Here is a 20904-nt window from a genome sequence, read left to right as displayed (position 1 = left end):
TGCATTATGCCATTGCTATGGCTTCGATCTCCAGCAGCCAGTCGCTGACCAGCGTCTGGGTCACGATTCCGCTGGAGGCGCATTTGCGGTCGCCGAGGATTTCGTTGCGGATCTTGCGGTTCGGTATCAACTGGCTGTGGTCGGTCAGGAAGTTGGTGGTCTTGACCAGATTGTCGAAGCTCATGCCGGCCTCGGCCAGCACCGCCTCGATATTGCGCCAGACATTGCGGGCCTGGCTCTCGAAATCCGGCGGCACGCTGCCATCGGGTGCAGCCCCGATCTGCCCACTGATGAACAGGATGCGCGTGCCCTCGGTCACCAGGCAGCCATGGGCATACTGGCCGACCGGGGCGGCAATCGTCTTGGGATCGAGCAGGTCGCGTTTCAAAATTCGATACCTTTCTGGGCTTTCACACCAGCCTGGAAGGGGTGCTTCACCTCGGTCATCTCGGTCACCAGGTCGGCAGCCTCGATCAGCTCCGGCTTGGCATTGCGGCCGGTCACCACGATGTGGAGCTTTTCGGGCCGGCCCTGCAGTGCCGCGACCACCTCGGCAAGATCCAGATAGTCGTAGCGCAGCACGATGTTGAGTTCGTCGAACACCAGCATGTCATAGGCCGGTTCGGCGCCACGGCAAGCCTCGATCATGCGTTTGGCTTCCGTCCAGGCAGCGTTTGCCGCGGCGATGTCGCGGGCGCGGTCCTGGGTATCCCAGGTGAAGCCCTCGCCCATCGCCTTGATCGTCACCTGCTCGGGAAACATTTCCAGCACCGGGCGTTCGCCGGTCTGCCACTTGCCCTTGACGAACTGCACGATGCCGACGCGGAAGCCGTTGCCGATGGCGCGCACGGCTAGGCCGAAGGCGGCGGTCGACTTGCCCTTGCCCTTGCCGGTATGGACCATGAGCAGGCCCTTCTCGATGGTCTTGGTCGCCAGCATGCGGTCGCGCACTTCTTTGCGCTTCTTCGCTTTCTCGTTGGCGCGGGCGTTGACCTCGTCCTCGCTCAGGCCGGGTTCCTTGATCTTCATGCTGCCAGCATCCTTTCCAGCAGTTCGGCGGCCGAGTTGGCTTTCGGTCGCCACAGGCCGCGGCGGATCGCCTCAGCAAAGCGTTCGGCAATCTCGCGCGCACCGGCCGGGTTATTGCTCTCCAGGAAGCCGCGCGTATCGGGGTCGGCGAGATAGGCGTCATACAACGCCTCGAACTGGTGGTCGCGCACCAGGCCGGTGGTGGCGGCAAAGGCAAACAGGTAATCCACCGTGGCGGCGATCTCGAAGGCACCCTTGTAACCGTGGCGCTTCACGCCTTCGATCCATTTCGGATTGGTGGCACGGCCACGCACGACGCGGGCGATCTCTTCTTCCAGACGGCGGATGCGCGGCGCCTCGGGGCGCGAATGGTCGTTATGATAGGCAGTCGGCGCGGCGCCCGACGCATACTGAACGGCCGCCACCGCGCCGCCCTCGAACTGGTAATAGTCATCGGAGTCGAGCAGGTCATGCTCGCGGTTGTCCTGGTTCTGCACGATGGTGTCGACGCCGCTCAGGCGCTGTACGAAGACCTCCGCATCGGCGATGCCTTCCGCATCCTGGCCATAGGCATAGCCGCCCCAGGCGATATAGGCCTTGGCCAGGTCGGCCGTCTCGGTCCAGCCGCCCTGGTCGATCAGGGCCTGCAGGCCGGCACCATAGGCGCCCGGCTGCGAGCCGAACACGCGATAGCCGGCGCGGCGCTGCGCTTCCGCCGCATCGATGCCGCGTGCGGTCATGGTGGCGATTTCGTCGCGCACGCGCTGGGCCAGCGGATTGACCTCCGGCGGCTCGTCCAGCGCCTGCACCGCGCGGCTGGCGGCATCGAACAGGTTCAGCTGTGCGGGGAAGGCATCGCGGAAAAAGCCGCTCACCTTCAGGGTCACATCGATGCGCGGGCGATCCAGCAGGTCGGGCGGCACGATCTCGAATCCGGTGACGCGGCCAGACGCCCCTTCCCATGTAGGCCGTGCGCCAATGAGCGCCAGCGCCTGGGCGATATCGTCGCCGCCGGTGCGCATGTTGGCTGTGCCCCAGGCATTCAGCAGGATGGCGCGCGGCCATTCGCCATGATCCTGGCGGTGGCGCTGCAGCAGCGCATCGGCCGATTGCCAGCCCAGCGTCCAGGCCGCCGGTGTCGGCAGGCTGCGTGCGTCCAGCGAGAAGAAGTTGCGCCCTGTCGGCAGCACTTCGGGTCGGCCGCGGGTCGGCGCGCCGCTTGGCCCCGGCGGCACAAAACGGCCGTCCAGGCCGCGCAGCAGATTCTCGATCTCGGCGCGGCCGCAGCTCAGCACGGCGGGGCGCAGGCGATAGTCGATCTCCTGCAGCACGGCTTTTGTGGCCGCCCATGCTTCGTCAGGCAGCCGCCGGTCGGCCACCAGTTGCTTGGCGAGAATCTCCAGACGCTCGATGGTGTCGCCATGGCTGCGCCACGCCCCCGGCGCCAGGCTGGCCAGCACGGCCGGCTGCGGCCCGGTCCAGGCGGCGGCGTAATCGGTGCCCAGGGGATCGAAGCCCAGGTCGATATCCTGGCTGAGCGCGCGCAGGATCGAGGCATTGCCATCCTTGCCGTCGTTGCGCGGCAGGCGCACCAGCGCCACCAGCAGGTCGATCAGCTGCTCGCCATGCGGCTTGGTGCCATAGACATGCAGGCCGTCGCGGATCTGCAGTTCCTTCAGGTCGCACAGATGATTGTCGAGTTTCAGCAACGCGGTTTCGGTGGCTTCGCCGATCTGGATATCGCAATCGGCATCGAGGCCAAGCCGCCGCGTTTCGGCAATGATGCGTTCGGCCAGCAGCGGCAGGCGCCGGCGATCCATGCCGGCAGCCTCGTAATACTCGTCCACCAGCTGTTCCAGGGCGGCAAGATCGCCATAGATTTCGGCGCGCGTCAGTGGTGGCGTCAGGTGATCCAGGATCACCGCCGCGGTACGGCGTTTGGCCTGCGTTCCTTCGCCGGGGTCATTGACGATGAAGGGATAGAGCTGCGGCATCGGGCCGAACACGGCCTCGGGCAGGCAGTCTTCGCTCAGCGCCAGTGCCTTGCCGGGCAGCCATTCCAGATTGCCATGCTTGCCGCAATGGATCACCGCATCGGCGCCAAAGCTTTCGCGTAACCAGGCGTAAGCTGCGAAATAGTGATGCGGCGGCACCAGGTCGGGATCGTGATAGCTGCGCGCCGGATCGATATTGTAGCCGCGCGCCGGCTGGATCATCACCGCCACATTGCCCAGCGGCAGCACCGGCAGGGCAAAGCCGTTGCGTCCGTCGGCGCCGGCATCGATATGCGGATCGTCTTCCGGCTCGCCCCAGCGTTCGCTCACCGCCTGCTGGATCGCCGGCGGCAGACGCTCGAAGAACCGGCGATACAGCACCAGCGGATAGACCACGCGCACGCGCCGGCCGGCGGCGGAGGCGAAATCGTTGGTGACACCCTCGATCAGCGCCTCGATCAGGCGATTGCCGCTGACCGGCAGGGCGTTGAGTTCATAGCCGGCGTCTTTCATCGCGCGCAGGATTTCCACCGCGCTCTGCGGCGTGTCGAGACCCACGCCATTGCCGATGCGGCCGTCGCGGTTGGGATAATTCGCCATCACCAGGGCGACCTTGCGTTCCGCCGGCGCCAGCCGGCCGAGCCGCGACCAGGCACAGGCCAGCCTGGCCACGAAGCGGCAGCGGCCGTAATCCGGCTGCAGGCGCACGATGCTGCATTCGGTGCGGACATCAAACTGTGCCTCGGCCTTGAAGGCGACGGCACGGCTCAGGATTCTGCCATCGATCTCGGGCAGGGCCACGGCGATGGCAAGATCGCGCGGATTGAGGCCGCGCGTGCCGGCCTTCCAGTCTTCCGCCGGCTGCGTGGCGAACACCACCTGCAGCACCGGGCAGTCGCATTGGCCGAGCGGATCTTCGCTGCCGCCGTCATTGCCGGTCGGGCTGCCGAGCGCGAAGCTGGTGGCATTCAGAATCACATCGGGCAATGCATGGTCGAGCAGCGTGCTGACAATATCCGATGACAGCCGGTCCTTCAGGCTGGTGACAAAGATCGGCAGCGGATTGAGGCCTTCGGCGCCCAGCGATTCGATCAGCGCATCGACGGCGGCCAGATCGCCGGCCTGCATCAGGGCGCGATAGAACACGATCGCGGCCACCGGCTGGGGTATCGCCTTGCGGCTGGCCCAGACCTGGCGCAGGCTGTCGAGATCCGGATCGCTCAGGCTCGGCCAGTACAGGCCGGCAGCCGGCAGCGGCCTGGCATCCGGCGGGTCTTCGTCATGGCCGATCAGGGCGGCGGCGCGGCGCAGGCAATGGCGCAGATTCTCGATGCCGCCTTCACGGAAATAACCGAACAGTGCAGAGCGGCTTTCGTCATCGACGGTGGAAAATCCGTCCAGTCCCGGATCGGGCTGGCGGTCGCCGGGCAGGAAGGCGAGCGCGATGCCGCGCGCGCGGCACAGGTCGCTCAGGCGTTCCACGCCATAGGCCCAGTAGCTCTGGCCGCCCAGCAGGCGCACGATCACCAGCCGGGCATGGGCGATCACGCTGTCGGCATAGAGATCGACGGCGTAGGGATGGCTGAGCTGTAACAGGTTGGCGAGTCTGAGTGAGGGAAAATTCTCGGGCAGACCCGCATAGGCGCTGCTCAGCGCTGAGAGTTCGGTATCGGCCGCGCTGAGGATGACAATGTCGCCCGGCGACTGCTTCAGGTCGACGGCACCCTCCGTCGCTGCCGCGCCGCCGGGTATGGCATTGAGCAGATGCACGGGGGCGCCAGCGTTGCGTCAGGCCGCGAGGGCGGCGCGGATCGCCGCCTCGTCGAGCCCGGCGCGACCGATCACCACCAGGCGCGTGGCGCGCGGTTCATGACTCTGCCAGTCGCGGTCGTAGTAATGCGACAACCGCGCGCCGACACCCTGCAGCACCAGCCGCATGGCCTTGCCGGCAATGGCGACAAAGCCCTTCACGCGCAGGATGTCGTGTTCGTCGATCACCGGAGCCAGGCGCTGCAGCAGCGCTTCGGGCGCCGTCTGTTCCGGCAGCGTGATGCTGAAGCTGAAGAAGTCCTCATGGTCGTGGTCGTCTTCATCATCGTGATGCGACTTGCGCGCGGCGATATCGTCTTCGGCGGCAGCCTGCAGGCCGAGCAGGATATCGGCGGCGATTTCGCCCTTGCTGATCGCCAGCGTCTTCACGCCCTGGCGCAGATGCGTGCCGATCTCGGCGCGCACATTCGCCATGGCGCCTTCATCCAGCAGATCGGCCTTGTTCAGCAGCACCAGGTCGGCACAGCCGAGCTGGTCCTCGAACAGTTCCTCCAGCGGATTGTCGTGATCGAGATTCGGATCGGCGGCGCGCTGCTGCGCCAGCGCCTCTTCATCATCGGCAAACCGTCCTTCGGCCACGGCGGCGGCATCCACCACGGTGATCACGCCATCCACGGTGGTGCGGCTCTTGATGCCGGGCCAGGCAAAGGCCTGGACCAGGGGTTTGGGCAAGGCGAGACCGGAGGTCTCGATGACGATATGCGTGGGCGGATTGGGGCGATCCAGCAGCTTCTGCAGGGTGGGCAGGAAATCGTCGGCCACCGTGCAGCACAGGCAGCCATTGGCCAGTTCGACGATGTCGTCTTCCGTGCAATCGGGCGCGCCGCAGCTTTTCAGCAGCTCGCCATCGATACCCACCTCGCCGAATTCATTGACGATCAGTGCAATGCGCCGGCCATTGGCATGGGTGATGAGGTGGCGGATCAGCGTAGTCTTGCCGGCACCGAGGAAGCCAGTCACCACGGTCGCGGGAATTTTCTGGGCGGGACTCTTCTGCATTCTCTAGCGTCCTGTTGCATGACGCCGACGCGGACCATGGCCGTGCCGATCCTGCCGCTGCGCCAGTCCTCCAGCGGCTGGGTGGGCGAGAATGACACAGGCCGGGCGCCGGCACACCCCGTCCGACACGTCCGTTTCGACCAATTCCGATGGCAGGTCTCCGGGCTTGCGGTTCATCGCGGTTCGCGCGCCTTCCCGGACCATACAGACTGTCCAGTGGCGTATTGCGCGCCGCTCACCGCCTACCGTAGCGGGGGCTGCCGCGGCTTGCGGCATCCGGCAGAAAAGTCCTGCACAGAAAGCCGGCACCGCGTTCCCTTTTCATCGCGACGCCATCCGAAAAGACAACGCCACGAACCATCGCGGCGGACGGTAAGCCGCGCTACCGGTCTTGTCAAACCGGCCGGCCTTGGGCACAAAGGGGCGGGTGGTTCGCACGACGCGCGTATTCCACAGCGCGCATAACAAGAGGTTCGCCATGTCGTTCAAGTCCAAGCTGGGTCAGGCGGTTGTGCCGGCCGTTGTTCTGGCAAGCCTTGCCCTTCCGGCACTGGCCCATCCCGGCCATCCGGGCGGCGAGCCGGTCGTCGCCGGCTTTGCGGCAGGCTTTACGCATCCCTTCGGCGGGTTCGACCATTTGATGGCCATGCTGGCGGTCGGCCTCTGGGCCACCCAGCAGTCGGGCAAGACGCCGCGCGCGCTCTGGCTGCTGCCGGCCGCTTTCGTCCTCTCCATGGCTGCCGGTTTCGCGCTCGGCCTTGCCGGCATCGCGCTGCCCGGCGTCGAAGCGGGCATCGCCCTGTCGGTACTGATCCTCGGTCTGCTGGTTGCCTTTGCCGTGCGGCCGCCGTTGGTTGCCGGCATGGCGGTGACGGCGCTGTTCGCGCTGTTGCACGGCCATGCGCATGCGACCGAGATCGGCGATGCGTCGCAGGCGCTGACCTATGCGGGCGGCATGCTGCTGGCCACGGCCGGGCTGCATGGTATGGGGATCGCCGGCGCCCATCTGGCCCAGCGCTTCAGCCTGCCGGTGCTGACCCGCAGTGCCGGTGCCGCCGTGGCGCTGGTCGGCCTCGTCATCCTGGTTGGCTGATACACTTCTCGGTTTCCTGAACGAGCCGCGCTACTGGGCGGTGGTCGGCGCGGCAGCGCTGGCCGGCCTGGTGCGCGGCTTTTCCGGTTTTGGCGGCGCCATGATGTTCATGCCGATCGCCGGGCTGATGTACGAACCCAAGCTGGCTGCCGTCTGGCTGCTGATCGCCGACGATGCGGCCGCCCTGCCCATGCTGCGCGATGCGCTGCGGCGCTGCGTGTGGCGCGAGGTGTTGCCGCTGGCGCTGGCTGCCGTTGCCGCCATTCCGCTCGGTGTCGCGCTGCTGGTGGTGGCCGATGCCGACCTGATGCGCTGGATGGTGTGCGGCGTGATTCTGCTGGCCGTCGCGCTGATGGCGCGCGGCTGGCGCTATCAGGGCCGGCTCGGCCTGCCGGCCACATTGGGCACCGGTGCGCTGGCGGGTCTCAGCGGCGGTGCCGTTGCCCTGCCGGGTCCGCCGGTGGTGCTGCTCTGGCTCGGCGGCCAGAGCGCGGCCGCCACCGTGCGGGCCAATCTGGTGGTGTTCTTTGGCTTCACGGCGATCGCCACCGCCATCGCCTATTGGTGGAACGGCCTGTTCACGGCGGAAAGCCTGCTGTCATCGCTGCCGCTGATCCCGGCCTATCTGCTGCCGCTGCGCTTTGGCATGCGGTTGTTCGCGCGTGCCGACGAGGCACAGTTCCGCCGCGTTGCCCTGGCGCTCTGCGCCTTTGCCGCCCTGTCGGGCCTGCCGCTGTGGAAGATGTTTTAGGGCCTGGACCGGCTACCGGTGTTTCCGGGCCGCCTGTTCCAGCGCTTCGAGCAGCTGGGTCTCGACCTTGGTGCCGCTGCCCTGGATGCGTCGGGCCATCACCACATACAGCGCGTCGATCTGGGCTGCGATGATATCGAGCTGGATCGGGCTCGGAATGCCCATATCCTTGGTGAAATCGTTGAGCGATTTGGCAAAGGCGGTCAGCAGCGGATATTTGAACATACCGCCCATGCCCTTGATTTCGAGCGATGCGCTGCGGATCGCCTGCATCGCCTGATCGGAGCCGATCGCGCCGCGCGCCACATCGTCCAGCGACAGGCGCAGCAGCTTCAGTTTTTCCGCCACTTCCACGGTGAACTGGTCGGTGGCCTTTTCGACCACGGCCTCAAGGCGCTTCAGTTCCTCTGGTTCCAGCTTGAGCTTGAAGCCCTTCTTGAAGTTGACGGCCTTGCGCCGCAAGTCCTGCGCAGGCGGCACGAAGACAGGTTTTTTGCTCATCCCGGAAATCTGGCCCAGCACAACGGTCAGTAGGCTTCAGCCATCACGCGGCGCTCGGGGCCGCCGTATTCAAGCAGCTTGCGGCGGCGGCGATCCGGTCCGAAATATTCGCCGATGCGCACGAACTGGCGCGGGCGCGCCACGGCAGCCGCCAGCCGGGTGTAGAAGCCGTTCACGGTATAGGGCTTGGCGACGAATTCCGAGACGCCGCAGTCGCGGGCGCGGCAGACATATTCCTCTTCCGAATTCGCCGTCATCATCACCACCGGCATCATGCGGTTGGGCGAGGCGGCGTCATTGCGCACCCAGTGCACGATATCCATGCCGTCGCGGCCAAGCTTTTCCTGGCTCAGCGCCCATTCGGTGATGATCACATCGGTGCGGCCCATGCGCAGCACGTTGACGGCGGTGTCGAAATCGCGGGCGCGATCGATATACTGGGCATCCAGCATCTGCAGCACATCGCGGACCATCTGCCCCATCAAACGGTTCGGCTCGACGACCAGGAAACTGATCTTCGAGAAATCGATACGCTCATGATCGGCCATGTCTTCGCTCACCGCTTCGTTCCTCCCGCTGAAGGGGCAGGACGTGAAATCTACTAGAAAGAACCACTCGGTGAAAGCTCGCCTGAGTAGTATTTGGCTTTAACGGGTAGTATCACGGCAAGCCGGACTGGCCGAATAAATTCTTAGTAATAAGAAAACCCACAGCCCGGACGATCCGGGGCGGCTGCTGGCCGGTGCCAGTGGACCGGTGTCAGTGGACCGGTGCCAGTGGAACAGCGTCAGTTGGCCGGTTGCTGGAAACTCGTCGGCGCCGGGTCGATCACCCGGCCGCCGCCGCGCCGCTGGATTTCGAGCACGGCCAGGCCGCGCTGCACCAGGCCATCGGCCTGGAAGCGGAAAATCCCGTCATACCCGGCAAATCCGTCCGGATTGCTCAGGCCGCGATCATCGAAGGGCGTTGTCGTATCGGTTCGCCGCGCCAGGATGCCGACCAGGGCGGTGGCATCATAGGCCAGGCTGGCCAACCGCGGTGGCCGGCGGCCAAAGCCCTGCTCGAAACGGCGACTGAAATCGGCAAAGCCCTCCGGTGCCGGGCCGGCATACCAGCCACCGACCAGTGCCGGTTCGGTGCTGAGCGAGGGATCGTCCCACAGGCCGGTGCCGAGGAAGCGCACGGCGCGCGGATCGATATCGAAAAACGGCAGCAGCGGGGCCAGTGCGCGCAGGCGCGCGCCGCCCTCGGGCAGCAGCAGGCCGTCGACCGGGCGGGCGATATTGGGATCGACGCCATCCACCGGCGGTTCTTCCAGGCCACGGGCCGGCAGGGCCCGCAGGCCGGTGGCAAAGCGCCGCACGGTGGGCGTCAGGTCGCCGGTATCGACCGGATAGCGATCCTGCCGCAGCATCTGCGCGCCGTTTGCCGCTGCGGCTGCGCTGGCGACCTGCGCCACCGCGTTGCCATAGGCCGAGTCCGGCACCAGGGCGGCAAAGCGCGTCAGGCCGCGGGTGCGGGCATACCCGATCACGCGCTCGACCTGCTGGTCGGGCGTGAAGCCGAGCAGGTAAACGCCGCCGCCGGCCACGCTGCGGTCGGTGGAGAAGCTCAGCACCTTCACATTGCGCTCGCGTGCCACTGCGCCCACGGCGGCGGCTTCGTTGGCAAACAGCGGGCCGATGATGATCTGCGCCCCCTCGGCGATCACGCGGCGCGCAGCCTCGGTGGCTTTCTCCGGATTGCCCTCGGTATCGCGCGGCAGCAGCACCAGGCGGTTGTCGGCCAGATCGAACAGCGCCAGCTGCGCAGCATCGAATAAGGCGCGGCCCAGGCCGGCATTGGGGCCCGACAGCGGCGCCAGGAAACCGATGCAGATGGCATCGGCGCTGGCTGGCGGCGTCAGGGCTGGTGCGGTGATCGGCGGCAGCGGCTGCGTTTCGATGGCCAGTGACGGCGTGGCAACCGGCAGGGTCTGCTGCTGTTGCAGCGCCTGTGCCATGGCGGGGGGCAGATTGGTCTGGCCGGCGCTGCCGGGCTGTGCGACCGGCGTGCCCGGCGAGGGGGCAACGCGCTGTGGCGCGCCGGGTACCACGCGTTCCAGCAGGCCGGGCAGGCCACCCTGGGTGGCGGGACCGCTCTGGCAGGCCGCCAGCAGCAGAACCGCAAGAACCGGCACGACGCGTCGCGCAAGCATGGACAGGGTTTGCACCATCGCCCGGGATTGAAGCATCAGCCGGGATTGAAGCATAGGCCGGGATTGAAGCATAGACTGGGTGGAAAGGCCCACTCTACAATGCGTGACGCAGCTCATCCCGATGTCCATGACAGATCCACTTCAGTCGCCGCCCGAACGTTCTGCCCCGGAACGCTCAAACTTCGGGGTCGACGCGGCACAATTCACCCCCGGCTTATATCTGGTGGCCACCCCGATCGGCAACGCTGCCGATATCACGCTGCGGGCATTGGCCCTGTTGCAGCGGGCCGATCTTGTGGCCTGCGAAGACAGCCGCGTCACCGGGCCGCTGCTGAAACGCTACGGCGTAGGCACGCCGCTATTCCCATATCATGAGCACAATGCGGCGAAAGTGCGGCCCCAGCTGATCGAAAAACTGCAGGCCGGCGCGGTGGTGGCGCTGGTATCGGATGCCGGCACACCGCTGATCAATGATCCGGGCTACAAGCTGGTGCGTGCCTGTATCGAGGCCGGCGTGGCCGTCACCGCGCTGCCCGGCGCCTCGGCGGTGCTGACGGGCCTCAGCCTGTCGGGCCTGCCCAGCGACCGTTTCCTCTATGCCGGCTTCCCGCCGCCGAAATCCGCCGCACGGCGGCGCTGGCTGGCTGAACTGGGTGGCATCCAGGCCACCATCGTGCTGCTGGAAAGCGCGCAACGCCTGGCCGACAGCCTGGCGGACATGGCCGCTGTTCTCGGGCCGGCGCGCGAGGCGGCCGTGGCGCGTGAACTGACCAAGAAATTCGAGGAGGTGCGCCGCGGTTCCCTGCAGGATCTGGCGGCCCATTATGCGCAAGCCGGCGCACCCAAGGGCGAGATCACCCTGGTGATTGCCCCGCCGGCGGAACAGGCCGCGGCCACGGCGGCCGATCTCGATACCGCGCTCGCCGAGGCGATGGCGCGGCTGCCGCTGCGCCAGGCGGTGGACGAGGTGGCCGTGCTGCTGGGGCTGGGCCGCAAGCCGGTCTATGCCCGGGCCCTGGAGCTGCGGGATGGCCAGGGCTGAAGGCCACGGGGGGGAACGGCACAGCCGTGGCCGGCTGGGGGAGGCCCGGGCGGTCTGGTGGCTGCGCCTGCAGGGCTATCGGATTCTGGCCCGCAACTGGCGCCATCCGCTGGGCGAAATCGACATCCTGGCCCGGCGCGGCCGGCTGCTGGTCGCCGTCGAGGTGAAATGGCGCGACAGCCTCGCGCAGGCCGCCGAGGCGGTGCAGCCCGCGCAACGCCGTCGCATTGCCCAGGCGGCTGCGATATTCTTGAGCCAGCAGGCCGATGCGGAAACACTTTCGCTACGTTTCGATGCCATGCTGCTGGTCCCCGGCCGCTGGCCGCATCATGTCCGCGATGCCTGGCGGATTTGACTTTTAAGGAGTTTCGCGTGCGTCACGTTTCATTCTCCCGTGCCCTGCATTTTGCGCCGCTCGCCATTCTTCTGCTGGCGATGCCGGCGTTGCAGGGCTGTGTCGGCCTCGCGCTTGGCGCCGGTGCAGCCACCGGCGTGGCGGCGGCCGAGGAACGCGGCATCAAGAATGCTGCCAATGACAAGGGCATCCAGATCGCCATCAATGATCGCTATCTGAAGGAAAACCAGTATGTCTGGCGCAAACTCTCGATCACGGTGGTCGAGGGACGCGTGCTGCTGACCGGTGTGGTCGGCACCGAATTCTCCCGCGATGAAGCAACGCGGCTGGCCTGGGCGGCGAGCGACCGCATCCAGGAGGTGATCAACGAGGTGCAGGTGACCACATCGGGCGATCTGCTCGACAGCGCCAACGACGCCTGGATCAGCACCCAGCTGCGCGCCAAGATCGCCACCGATACCGATGTGGTCGATATCAACTATTCGATCGAAACGGTGAACGGCACCATCTATCTCATCGGCCTGGCGCAGAGCGACGCTGAGATCACCAAGGTCACCGACTATGCCCGCACGATCAAAGGCGTGCGCCGGGTGGTCAGCCATGTCTGGCTGAAAACCGATCCGCGTCGCCGTCCGGTCTAAGGAAATGTGATGACAGACGGGATTGCATGACAGATCGGGCGGCGATCGAAACGGCTCTCAAGGCTCTCGGTGCCGCGCCGGATGATGGCCTCGACATTGCCGAGGCCGCGCTGCTGTTTGCTGCACTCGACAAGCCGGGCCTCGATCTCGGGCCCTATCGCCGCCATCTCGCCGATATCGCCGCTGCGCTCAGCCGCATCGGAGCCGGCACCGAGGTGGCGCCGCGCGCCATGGCGCTGGCCGGCGTGCTGGGCGTGGAATTCGGTTACCGCGGCGACACTGAGTCCTACGACGATCCGCAGAATGCCGATCTGATCCGCGTGATCGATCGCCGCATGGGCCTGCCGGTTTCGCTTGGCATTCTTTATATCTTCGCGGCGCGTGCGCAGCTCTGGCCGGTGGCCGGCATCGATTTTCCCGGTCATTTCCTGATCCGGCTGGAGGGCGAGGACGGCGCGCTGATCCTCGATCCCTTCCATCAGGGGCGCATTGCCGCGCCGCCGGAAATGAACGACCTGCTGCGCCGGGTCGGCGGCGACGATGCCGAATTGCGGCCGGAACATGTGCGGGCCATGACCGGCCGCGAGGTGCTGCTGCGCCTGCAGAACAACATCAAGGCCCGTGCCTGGCGCGGCGGCGATGTGGAACGCGCCGCCGAGACACTGCGTCGCATGCTGCTGGTGGCGCCGAATTTCGCACCGGCCTGGCGTGAACTCGGCGTGGTGGAAGGCCAGCTCGGCCGCATCCGCCAGGCCATGGCGGCCACCGAGCGGTTTTTGATGCTGGCCGGCGACGAGGCGGCAAGCCTTGAGGCCGAGGCCTTCCTGCGCCACATTCGGCTGCAGTTGAACTAGACGTCTCGCCCGGCTTCCCTAAATAGGAAAGCCTGGTTTTCATAAAAAAAGGACTGTGTCATGGCCCTCAAGGTGGCGATCCAGATGGACCCCATCGAAAGCATCGACTTCGATGGCGACAGCACTTTCATGCTGGGCCTGGAAGCCGAGCGGCGCGGCTATGCGCTGTTTCACTATCTGGCGCGCGACCTGAGCTTCCGCGATGGCAAGGTGCTGGCGCGCGGCCGGGCCATGCGGCTGCGGGCCGAACGCGGCAACCATTATACGCTGGGCGAACCCGAGCTGGCCGACCTGACCGAGATGGATGTGGTGCTGATGCGCCAGGATCCGCCGTTCGACATGTCCTACATCACGGCGACGCATATCCTGCAGCATATCCATCCCAAGACGCTGGTGGTGAACAACCCGGTCTCGGTGCGCAATGCGCCGGAAAAGCTGTATGTCACCCATTTCGATGGCGTGATGCCGCCGACGCTGATCTCATCCGACATGGAGGCGATCAAGGCGTTTCGCGCCGAGCACAAGGACATCATCCTCAAGCCGCTGTTCGGCAATGGCGGCGCCGGCGTGTTCCATCTCAAGCCCGATGACGAGAATCTCGGCTCGCTGCTGGAAATGTTCACCAAGCTGGCGCGCGAACCGGTGATCGTGCAGCGCTACCTGCCCGAGGTGCGCGCCGGCGACAAGCGCATCATCCTGATCGACGGCCGCCCGGCCGGCGCGGTGAACCGCGTGCCCGCCGCCGGCGAGGCGCGCTCCAACATGCATGTCGGCGGCCGGCCGGAAAAGATCGGGCTCACCAAACGCGAACATGAAATCTGCGAGATCATCGGGCCGCATCTGAAGCGTGAGGGCCTGATCTTCGTCGGCATCGACGTGATCGGCGATTACCTGACTGAAATCAACGTCACCTCGCCCACCGGCATCCAGCAGATCAACCGCTTCGATGGCGTGCAGCTGGAGGCCGAGATCTGGGACGCGATCGAGGATGCGCTGAGCCGGCGCGTGATGGCCTAGGCGTCATTCCGCCGGAGTCAGGATGGAACCGGCTTGGCCGCCGGCCGTTACAGGCTTATCCTCGTGCTGCGGTTCCACCGCACGGAAAGGGAGACATCCCATGCGCAAGACCCTGCTGATCGTCCTTGCCTGCCTGTTCGCCGCCCCTCTGCTGGCCGCCTGCGGCGCCCCGATCGACCCGGCTGACCGCCCGTTCCAGGATCGCGTCTGCGCCCCGGGTTATCCCAGCTGCTGAGCGGTCGAATCGGTTCTGGCGTCTTTTATGACCTGATGCTCCGGCATCCCGGCTAACGCATACGTCAATCGCCGCGCCGTTCATCGGCCTGCATACATATTAATGCCCCGCTGAATGCGCGGGCATTTGTCGGCGTTTTGCCGCTGAAACGGGCGCTTTCATTGCGCCTGTATGCAGGCTGTCAGCCATCGCAGCCCCGTCAGGATTGGTCAGGATGTTTCACCGTGACATTTGGCGGATGCCTGATATTGTCCGCCGCCAACAATCGGCACCAACGAACGATGTTATGGGCGGGGGCTGCGGCGTTTAGTGGTTCAGGGGGCGTTTCTCGGCATTCAGGATGTACAGCGACTGCTGGCGGACCCTTCGCCAGCGGCGCGCGCCGACACGGCCGCGAAAGTCGCCCGTGCCTATGCCAATGAAAACGAGGGCGGCCCGGCCCTAACCGCTGTCGAGAAGGAGCTGGCGCAGGCGATCATTGCCGCCCTGGCCCGCGATGCCGAGCTGCTGGTGCGCCAGACGCTGGCCGAGCAGCTGAAGGATTCCCCGCAGCTGCCGCGCGGCGTGGCGCTGAAGCTGGCGCGCGATGCCGCTGCCGTCGCCACGCCTCTGCTGCAATTCTCACCCGTTTTCAGCGATGCCGACCTGATCGAGCTGGTGCAGGCGGTGTCGCCGCTGCATCAGAGCGCGATTGCCGGTCGGGCGCGCGTCTCGGCGCCGCTGGCCGATGCGCTGGTCACCCATGGCGCCGAGCCGGCGGTGGCCGTGCTGATGACCAATCGCGGCGCCACGGTCAGCGGCCCGATGATGGAGCGGGCGCTCGACCGTTTCCCCGACAGCCGCGCGCTGGGCGAGGCCCTGGCACGCCATCCCGACATGCCGCCGAAATTCGCCGCCCGGCTGATCGCCCAGGTCTCCGATGCGATGCGCGATGCGATGATCGCGCGCTACCAGATTCCGCCGGCCATGGCCGCCGATACCATGCTGCAGCTGCGCGAACGCAGCCTGCTCGGCCTGCTCGGCGATGGTGCCGAGCCGCCGGCGCTGGCCGATCTGGTCGCCGATCTGCAAAAGCGCGGCCAGCTGTCCGATACACTGCTGCTGCGCGCGCTGGCCGGCGGCGATCTCGCTTTCTTCGAACAGGGTGTCAGTCTGCTGACCGGCGTGCCGCTCAACAACACGCGGCTGCTGATGCACGATCCCGGCAAGCGCGGCCTCGCCGCGATCTACCAGCGCAGCCGTCTGCCGCAGGATCATTTCAAGATGGTCGAGGCGGTGATCGATCTGGCGCGCGGCTTCGATTTCGTGCGCGGCGCCGTCGAGCGCGCCGAATTCGTCGAGGTGGTCACCGCGATGATGCTGGCCGATTTCGCCATGCTGTGGGATCCCCAGGAACAGCGCTGGCTGACCCGCCGGCGCAGCCGCGCCCAGGCGGCGCAGAGAATGGCAGTTTCGGCGGCCTGATGCCCTCAGCCCGCGCGGATGGTCCGCGCGGCCGGGAAGGTGATGGTGATGGTGGTGCCCTGGCCCGGTGCGCTGTTAATGCCGATGCGGCCCTGATGGGCCGTGACGAAAGCCCGCACCAGCGACAGTCCGAGACCGACGCCGCCGTAATTGCGGCTCAGCATCGCATTCGCCTGCTCGAAGGGATCGAAGATGCGCGCCTGATCCTGCGGTGCCACGCCGATGCCGCGGTCGCTCACCCAGACCGAGATCTCGTTGCTGGCCGCATCCAGCCGCGCACCGATGCCGACCGGCAGGTCGGCCGGTGAGAATTTCAGCGCATTGCCGATCAGGTTGATCAGGATCTGACGCAGCAGCCGCGCATCGGCATGCAGCATCGGCAGATCGTCGGGGATAGTCGCAACCAGGCTGTCGGCCGGTCGGCCGAACTGCTGCGCGGCGAGCCGGATGCAGGTGGCGGCCTGTTCGCCGATATCGACGGTGTCTTCCTGCAGCAGGATCTGGTTGGCCTCGATGCGGGCCAGGTCGAGGATATCGTTGATGATGCCGAGCAGATGGATGCCGCTGCTGTTGATGTCGCCGACATAGTCATCGTAGCGCGCCCAGTCGGGCCCGAACATCTTGCGCTTGATGATGTCGGAAAAGCCGATGATGGCGTTCAGCGGCGTGCGCAGTTCATGGCTCATATGAGCCAGGAAGCTGGATTTCGCCTGGCTGGCGCGCAGGGCCGCGTCGCGTGCCTGGCTCACCTCGTGGAACAGCTCTTCCAGCCGGGCATTCTGCTGCTGCTGTTCGGTGATATCGATCAGGATCAGCGCACGGTCACCATCGGGCAGGCGGCGCAGACTGGCGCGGACCCAGTGGCCGTTGGGCAGTTCCAGCACCGGGCGGCTCTGGGCGACCGGCGCATCGGCCAGGCGGTCTGGCAGATCGGCGGGCAGGCCGCCACGGCCGAGCAGTGGCGCCAGCGGTGCGCCGTGCTGCACGTCATCATTGGCAAGGCCGAGCAGGGCGAGGAACCGGTGGTTCCACAACTGTATGCGGTTGTCGGCGTCGCAGAAGACAAAGGCCTCGCTGCTGTCGGCGACATCCAGCAGCTCGTTCTGGGCATTGCGGATGCGGTCGTAGAGGCCACTGTTCTCGCGGTTGAGCTGTAAATTGTTCAGCAGGATGCGATGCACCACACGGTTGGCGCCGATCATCGCCACGACATAGCCGACCAGCAGCCCGGCCAGGCCATAGCCGATGAAGCTGCCAATGCTCAGGAAATGCACGGCATAGGGCACCGCGATGGCGATGATGAAGGTGGCGCCGGCCACCGGCAGCAGCGCCAGGGCCGGCGCGGAGGCACCGATCACGCCGGCGATCACGGCCATCAGCAGCATCCGGCCATCGGCATCGATCATCGGCAGCACCAGCGCGCTCAGGCCCCAGACACTGCCGGCAAAACCGGCGACAAAGAGTTCCAGCGGCATCTGCCAGCGCGGCGTCGCCTCGTTCTGGCGATGCCGGCGCAGGAACCAGTCGGCAAGGACGATGCAGGCCGACAGCATGTGCAGCAGCCACCAGCCCAGCAGCAGGTCGCCCGGCACCTGGGCCTGCAGCAGCAGGGCGGTGACGCTGGGGAAGCAGACGGTGGCGCCGGCATTGATCAGCAGAACCTGCTGGAAGCTGCCCTGGAAGGGCGGCGCCGCGGGCCTGCTGGCGGCGCCCGGGCCGGATGGACCGGCGGCGCGGGGGGGAATGGGCGTGGGCATCTAGAATATCGTCGCGGGGAGGGGGGGGTCGCTCAACCGAAATGACAGATCTCCCGCCAGCGGCGGGGGTTCGGAGGGTGACGGACGGACCCCTACAGGATTGTCGGGGGCCCGACCACCCCTAGAATTGCCCCTGCGGCAATATGGCTCCTGCGGGTGGCCCCTAGACGGGGCTGGTCCGGCTGGCGGGGAAGGACACGGTGATCCGCGTGCCGCTGCCCACCGCGCTGTCGATGCTCAGGCTGCCCTGGTGGGCGCGCACGAAGGCCTGGACCAGGGAAAGCCCTAAGCCGACGCCGCCATATTTGCGGCTGAGCTGGCTGTCGGCCTGCTCGAAGGGGTCGAAGATGCGCGTCTGGTCCTCGGGCGCGATGCCGATGCCGTAATCGCGCACACTGACCAGAATCTCGTTGCTCTCGGCATCGTGCCGCGCCAGGGCCTCCACCGGCAGACCGGAGGGTGAGAATTTCAGCGCGTTGCCAATCAGGTTGATCAGGATCTGGCGCACCAGCCGCGCATCCGCATGCAGGGCCGGCAGATCCTCGGGCGCGGTGACACGCACGGCTTCGGCATTGCGGCCGTAATGCGAGGCGGCGAGGCGGGCGCAGATCGGCAGTTCCTCGTCCAGCATCACCGGCTGCTCATGCAGCACGATCTGGTTGGCCTCGATGCGGGCGAGGTCGAGTATGTCATCGATCACCGACAGCAGATGGCGGGCGCTGCCGTTGATGTCGCGCAGGTACTCATCGTATTTCGCCCAGTCGGGGCCGAACATCTTCTGCTGCACGATATCGGAAAATCCGATGATGGCATTCAGCGGCGTGCGCAGTTCGTGGCTCATATTGGCCAGGAAGATCGATTTGGCCTGGCTGGCGCGCAGGGCCGCGTCGCGCGCCTGGCTCACCTCGCGGAACAGCTCTTCCAGCCGGTCATTGGTCTGCTGCAGCTTGGCGCTGGCAGCCTGCTGCTCGGTGATATCGATGACGATCAGGGCGCGGTCGCCCTGGGGCGTGGTGCGGCGCCCGACCTGCACCCAGCGCCCGCCGGGCAGCTGCAGCACGCCCCCGGCGATCTCGCTGGTCAGCAGAGCATCGGGCAGGCCGGCGCGGCGCAGCAGCACGTTCAGATCTGTGCCACGCACGAACAGGCCTTCGTCGAGGCCCAGCAGGGCCGGCAGGCGGCGGTTCCACAATTGCAGGCGGTTCTCCGCATCGAGGAAGGCAAAGGCCTCGGTGCTTTCGGCGATGTCCAGCAACTCGCCCTGCGCCGCGCGGATGCGGGCATAGAGCGCAGTGTTTTCCTCATGCAGGCGGCGGTTGCGGCGGATCACGCCGTTGACGATGCGGTTGGTCAGGATCATCGCGCCGGTATACAGCGTCGACATCACGGCCATGGCCATGCCCACCACGCCACCCTGCCACAGGAAGAAGGTGACGAAGGGCACCGCGATCAGCAGCATGTAGGTGAGTGCTGCCTTGGGCACCACGGCCAGCGTGGCGGCCGAACCGGCGATCATGCCGGCGGCCACCATGATCACCAGCATCTGATGTGCCGGGTCGAGACTGGGCAGGAACAGCGCGGCCGCGCCCCAGGCCGCGCCTGAGAAGGCGGCGCCCCATACATCGGCCGTGCGCAGACGCGCCGAGCGGTGTTCGTTGCGTGCCTGCGCCCGGCTGTGGCTGACCCAGCGATACAGCATGTAGCTCAGGCCCGCGGCATGCAGAAGCCACCAGCTCATCAGCCAGTTGAGCGGTATCTGGCCAAGCAGCAGGAGGGCGATGGCGGTGACATTCACCAGCGTCACGCCGGCATTGATCGGCACCACCTGGCGGAAGCTGTTCAGCGCATAATTGCGCCGCTGCGGCGCGGTTGACGCGGCCTCGGTGGGTCGTGGAGCGGTTTCGATCGTCTCGGACATGGTCGGACCGGCTTCACTCAAGCCGAAACCGGCCGGCGCCGCAACCGCCCTGACGCATTATGTGCCGGCTGTTCGCCTTACCAGCCGTTGACGCGGTCCCATTCGGCAAGGATCGCGCCGCCTGCTTGCGCCGGATCGATCACGAAATAGCGATCATACATCGCCCCCGTCATGCAGGAGTGATTGGGCAGTACCCGCAGCCGGCTGCCCGGCGGATAGCTGGCGAAATCCACCGGTGCGGCCTTCGGCCCGCCCACCAGCCCATGCTCCTGATGCACGTCATGGATGCTCAGGCCGGGCAGCGGCAGGGCTGCCTCCGGGCGGCAGACCCGGCCATAGCCGGTGCCCGGTGCATTCTTGTTGGCGCCGGTGTCTTTCGACAGGGCCAGGCCGCCGGCATCGATCAGCACATGGTTGCGGCCCGGATGATGGGCCACCACGGTGGCCAGCACCGAAACCGCGACATCTTCCATGGCACAGGTGCCCAGCCCGGCCTGGAACAGGTCGAAGAACACGAAGTTGCCCGGCCGCATTTCGGTAACGCCGTCCAGGTGTTTGGCAAACAGCGCCGTGGGCGTCGAGCCCACCGAAACGATCGGGCAGGCAAAGCCGGCTTCGCGCAGCCGGGTTGCCGCCGTCACCACCGCGAGGCGTTCCTCCTCGGCGATGCGCTCGATATCGGCGGTGCTTTTCGCATCATAGGAATGCCCCGCATGGGTCAGCACGCCGGCCAGGCGGCTGCCCGGCTGTGACAAGGCGTTCGCCAGCGGCAGCAGCAGCGCGGAGTCGGGCGGGATGCCGGCGCGGCCCAGGCCGGAATCGATCTTGATCATGGTGCTGAAGGTGATGCCCAGCGCCTGGCCTTTTTCCGCAATCGCCTGCGCCACTGCCGGATGGTCGGTGATGATCTTCAGGTCGACGCCGCCATTCATGATGGCCGCCACCTGTTCCAGCTTCTGCGGCGCAATCGGCACGGCATAGGTGATGTCGCGGAAGCCGGCTTTGGCGAAGTACTCCGCTTCGGCCAGGGTCGAGACGGTGATGGCGCCGGCTTTGCCGACCGCCAGTTCGGCCACCATCGCCGATTTTGCCGTCTTCAGATGCGGGCGCAGCTGCACCTTCAGTGCGGCAGCGCGGGCCTGCATGCGGGCGATGTTGTTCAGCAGCCGGCTGCGATCGAGGATCAGCGACGGGGTGGGCAGGTCGTTCAGGGTCTGGGTCATAACT

Annotated in this window: 19 protein-coding genes and 1 riboswitch; of the genes, 9 read left to right on the top strand and 10 right to left on the bottom strand. The window is 66.4% G+C overall.

The features are described 5' to 3' along the window. Window positions 1-4 precede the first annotated feature (4 nt). Genes AAG821_RS03295 through cobW form a run of 4 tightly spaced genes read right to left on the bottom strand, consistent with a single transcriptional unit; the run spans window position 5 to window position 5852 of the window. Complete coding sequence (locus AAG821_RS03295) at window positions 5-388, bottom strand: RidA family protein (protein ID WP_341910270.1); 384 nt, start codon at window positions 386-388, stop codon at window positions 5-7. Next, window positions 385-1029, bottom strand: coding sequence for a cob(I)yrinic acid a,c-diamide adenosyltransferase (gene cobO, locus AAG821_RS03290; protein WP_341910271.1), 645 nt, complete (start codon window positions 1027-1029; stop codon window positions 385-387). The genes AAG821_RS03295 and cobO overlap by 4 nt, the downstream gene beginning before the upstream one ends. Then, on the bottom strand, window positions 1026-4793 hold the full coding sequence (cobN, locus tag AAG821_RS03285; protein ID WP_341910272.1) for a cobaltochelatase subunit CobN: 3768 nt from the start codon (window positions 4791-4793) through the stop codon (window positions 1026-1028). Before cobN ends, cobO begins: the two co-directional genes overlap by 4 nt. Before the next feature lie 18 nt (window positions 4794-4811). Beyond that, window positions 4812-5852, bottom strand: a complete 1041-nt coding sequence (gene cobW, locus AAG821_RS03280) for a cobalamin biosynthesis protein CobW (protein WP_341910273.1) — start codon at window positions 5850-5852, stop codon at window positions 4812-4814. A 133-nt stretch (window positions 5853-5985) separates the two neighbouring features. Continuing rightward, a riboswitch (cobalamin riboswitch) is annotated at window positions 5986-6229 on the bottom strand. 101 nt (window positions 6230-6330) lie between these two features. Between cobW and AAG821_RS03275 the strand changes: the two genes are divergently transcribed. Further along, complete coding sequence (locus tag AAG821_RS03275; RefSeq protein ID WP_341910274.1) at window positions 6331-6945, top strand: HupE/UreJ family protein; 615 nt, start codon at window positions 6331-6333, stop codon at window positions 6943-6945. Then, on the top strand, window positions 6938-7696 hold the full coding sequence (locus AAG821_RS03270) for a sulfite exporter TauE/SafE family protein (protein ID WP_341910275.1): 759 nt from the start codon (window positions 6938-6940) through the stop codon (window positions 7694-7696). Before AAG821_RS03275 ends, AAG821_RS03270 begins: the two co-directional genes overlap by 8 nt. 12 nt (window positions 7697-7708) lie before the next feature. On the opposite strand, the gene AAG821_RS03265 is transcribed toward AAG821_RS03270, so the two are convergent. The 3 genes from AAG821_RS03265 to AAG821_RS03255 all read right to left on the bottom strand — a co-directional run bounded on the left by AAG821_RS03265 (window position 7709) and on the right by AAG821_RS03255 (window position 10394). Then, on the bottom strand, window positions 7709-8197 hold the full coding sequence (locus AAG821_RS03265) for a hypothetical protein (RefSeq protein WP_341910276.1): 489 nt from the start codon (window positions 8195-8197) through the stop codon (window positions 7709-7711). Between the two features lie 26 nt (window positions 8198-8223). Beyond that, window positions 8224-8757 carry a response regulator gene (locus AAG821_RS03260; RefSeq protein ID WP_341910277.1) on the bottom strand — a complete coding sequence of 178 codons (534 nt, stop codon included), beginning with the start codon at window positions 8755-8757 and terminating at the stop codon, window positions 8224-8226. Window positions 8758-8984: 227 nt separating this feature from the next. After that, window positions 8985-10394: a penicillin-binding protein activator gene (locus AAG821_RS03255; protein WP_341910278.1), complete on the bottom strand. Its 1410-nt coding sequence runs from the start codon at window positions 10392-10394 to the stop codon at window positions 8985-8987. A gap of 223 nt (window positions 10395-10617) precedes the next feature. On the opposite strand from AAG821_RS03255, the gene rsmI reads away from it, so the two are divergent. From rsmI to AAG821_RS03220, 7 genes are all read left to right on the top strand, one after another. Next, window positions 10618-11436 (top strand): 16S rRNA (cytidine(1402)-2'-O)-methyltransferase, encoded by an 819-nt coding sequence (gene rsmI, locus AAG821_RS03250; RefSeq protein WP_341910279.1) that lies wholly within the window; start codon window positions 10618-10620, stop codon window positions 11434-11436. Next, on the top strand, window positions 11423-11791 hold the full coding sequence (locus AAG821_RS03245; protein ID WP_341910280.1) for a YraN family protein: 369 nt from the start codon (window positions 11423-11425) through the stop codon (window positions 11789-11791). Before rsmI ends, AAG821_RS03245 begins: the two co-directional genes overlap by 14 nt. A 17-nt stretch (window positions 11792-11808) precedes the next feature. Beyond that, window positions 11809-12432 carry a BON domain-containing protein gene (locus AAG821_RS03240; protein ID WP_341910281.1) on the top strand — a complete coding sequence of 208 codons (624 nt, stop codon included), beginning with the start codon at window positions 11809-11811 and terminating at the stop codon, window positions 12430-12432. A 26-nt stretch (window positions 12433-12458) separates the two neighbouring features. After that, on the top strand, window positions 12459-13286 hold the full coding sequence (locus AAG821_RS03235; RefSeq protein ID WP_341910282.1) for a transglutaminase-like domain-containing protein: 828 nt from the start codon (window positions 12459-12461) through the stop codon (window positions 13284-13286). A 60-nt stretch (window positions 13287-13346) separates the two neighbouring features. Next, window positions 13347-14303, top strand: coding sequence for a glutathione synthase (gene gshB / locus AAG821_RS03230; RefSeq protein ID WP_341910283.1), 957 nt, complete (start codon window positions 13347-13349; stop codon window positions 14301-14303). 100 nt (window positions 14304-14403) lie between these two features. Further along, window positions 14404-14538 (top strand): hypothetical protein, encoded by a 135-nt coding sequence (locus tag AAG821_RS03225; RefSeq protein WP_341910284.1) that lies wholly within the window; start codon window positions 14404-14406, stop codon window positions 14536-14538. A 309-nt stretch (window positions 14539-14847) separates the two neighbouring features. Further along, window positions 14848-16002 (top strand): DUF2336 domain-containing protein, encoded by a 1155-nt coding sequence (locus AAG821_RS03220; RefSeq protein ID WP_341910285.1) that lies wholly within the window; start codon window positions 14848-14850, stop codon window positions 16000-16002. Between the two features lie 5 nt (window positions 16003-16007). On the opposite strand, the gene AAG821_RS03215 is transcribed toward AAG821_RS03220, so the two are convergent. The 3 genes from AAG821_RS03215 to AAG821_RS03205 form a co-directional block, all read right to left on the bottom strand. Then, on the bottom strand, window positions 16008-17759 hold the full coding sequence (locus AAG821_RS03215; RefSeq protein ID WP_341910286.1) for a HAMP domain-containing sensor histidine kinase: 1752 nt from the start codon (window positions 17757-17759) through the stop codon (window positions 16008-16010). Between the two features lie 163 nt (window positions 17760-17922). After that, window positions 17923-19677 (bottom strand): HAMP domain-containing sensor histidine kinase, encoded by a 1755-nt coding sequence (locus AAG821_RS03210; protein ID WP_341910287.1) that lies wholly within the window; start codon window positions 19675-19677, stop codon window positions 17923-17925. 77 nt (window positions 19678-19754) lie between these two features. Beyond that, the gene (locus tag AAG821_RS03205; protein WP_341910288.1) at window positions 19755-20900 is read right to left on the bottom strand and encodes an alanine racemase; all 1146 of its coding nucleotides are present in this window, start codon (window positions 20898-20900) and stop codon (window positions 19755-19757) included. Window positions 20901-20904 lie beyond the last annotated feature (4 nt).

Origin of the sequence: Ferrovibrio terrae (assembly GCF_943372915.1) — a bacterium.
Lineage (GTDB): Bacteria > Pseudomonadota > Alphaproteobacteria > Ferrovibrionales > Ferrovibrionaceae > Ferrovibrio > Ferrovibrio terrae_A.
This window is presented reverse-complemented; position numbering and strand designations above follow the sequence as displayed.

Coding starts and splice junctions, on each gene's coding strand:
- cobO (WP_341910271.1), bottom strand. CDS start 1,029: ATGAAGATCAAGGAACCCGGCCTGAGCGAGGACGAGGTCAACGCCCGC.
- cobW (WP_341910273.1), bottom strand. CDS start 5,852: ATGCAGAAGAGTCCCGCCCAGAAAATTCCCGCGACCGTGGTGACTGGC.
- AAG821_RS03275 (WP_341910274.1), top strand. CDS start 6,331: ATGTCGTTCAAGTCCAAGCTGGGTCAGGCGGTTGTGCCGGCCGTTGTT.
- AAG821_RS03265 (WP_341910276.1), bottom strand. CDS start 8,197: ATGAGCAAAAAACCTGTCTTCGTGCCGCCTGCGCAGGACTTGCGGCGC.
- AAG821_RS03255 (WP_341910278.1), bottom strand. CDS start 10,394: ATGCTTGCGCGACGCGTCGTGCCGGTTCTTGCGGTTCTGCTGCTGGCG.
- AAG821_RS03245 (WP_341910280.1), top strand. CDS start 11,423: ATGGCCAGGGCTGAAGGCCACGGGGGGGAACGGCACAGCCGTGGCCGG.
- AAG821_RS03235 (WP_341910282.1), top strand. CDS start 12,459: ATGACAGATCGGGCGGCGATCGAAACGGCTCTCAAGGCTCTCGGTGCC.
- gshB (WP_341910283.1), top strand. CDS start 13,347: ATGGCCCTCAAGGTGGCGATCCAGATGGACCCCATCGAAAGCATCGAC.
- AAG821_RS03225 (WP_341910284.1), top strand. CDS start 14,404: ATGCGCAAGACCCTGCTGATCGTCCTTGCCTGCCTGTTCGCCGCCCCT.
- AAG821_RS03215 (WP_341910286.1), bottom strand. CDS start 17,759: ATGCCCACGCCCATTCCCCCCCGCGCCGCCGGTCCATCCGGCCCGGGC.
- AAG821_RS03210 (WP_341910287.1), bottom strand. CDS start 19,677: ATGTCCGAGACGATCGAAACCGCTCCACGACCCACCGAGGCCGCGTCA.
- AAG821_RS03205 (WP_341910288.1), bottom strand. CDS start 20,900: ATGACCCAGACCCTGAACGACCTGCCCACCCCGTCGCTGATCCTCGAT.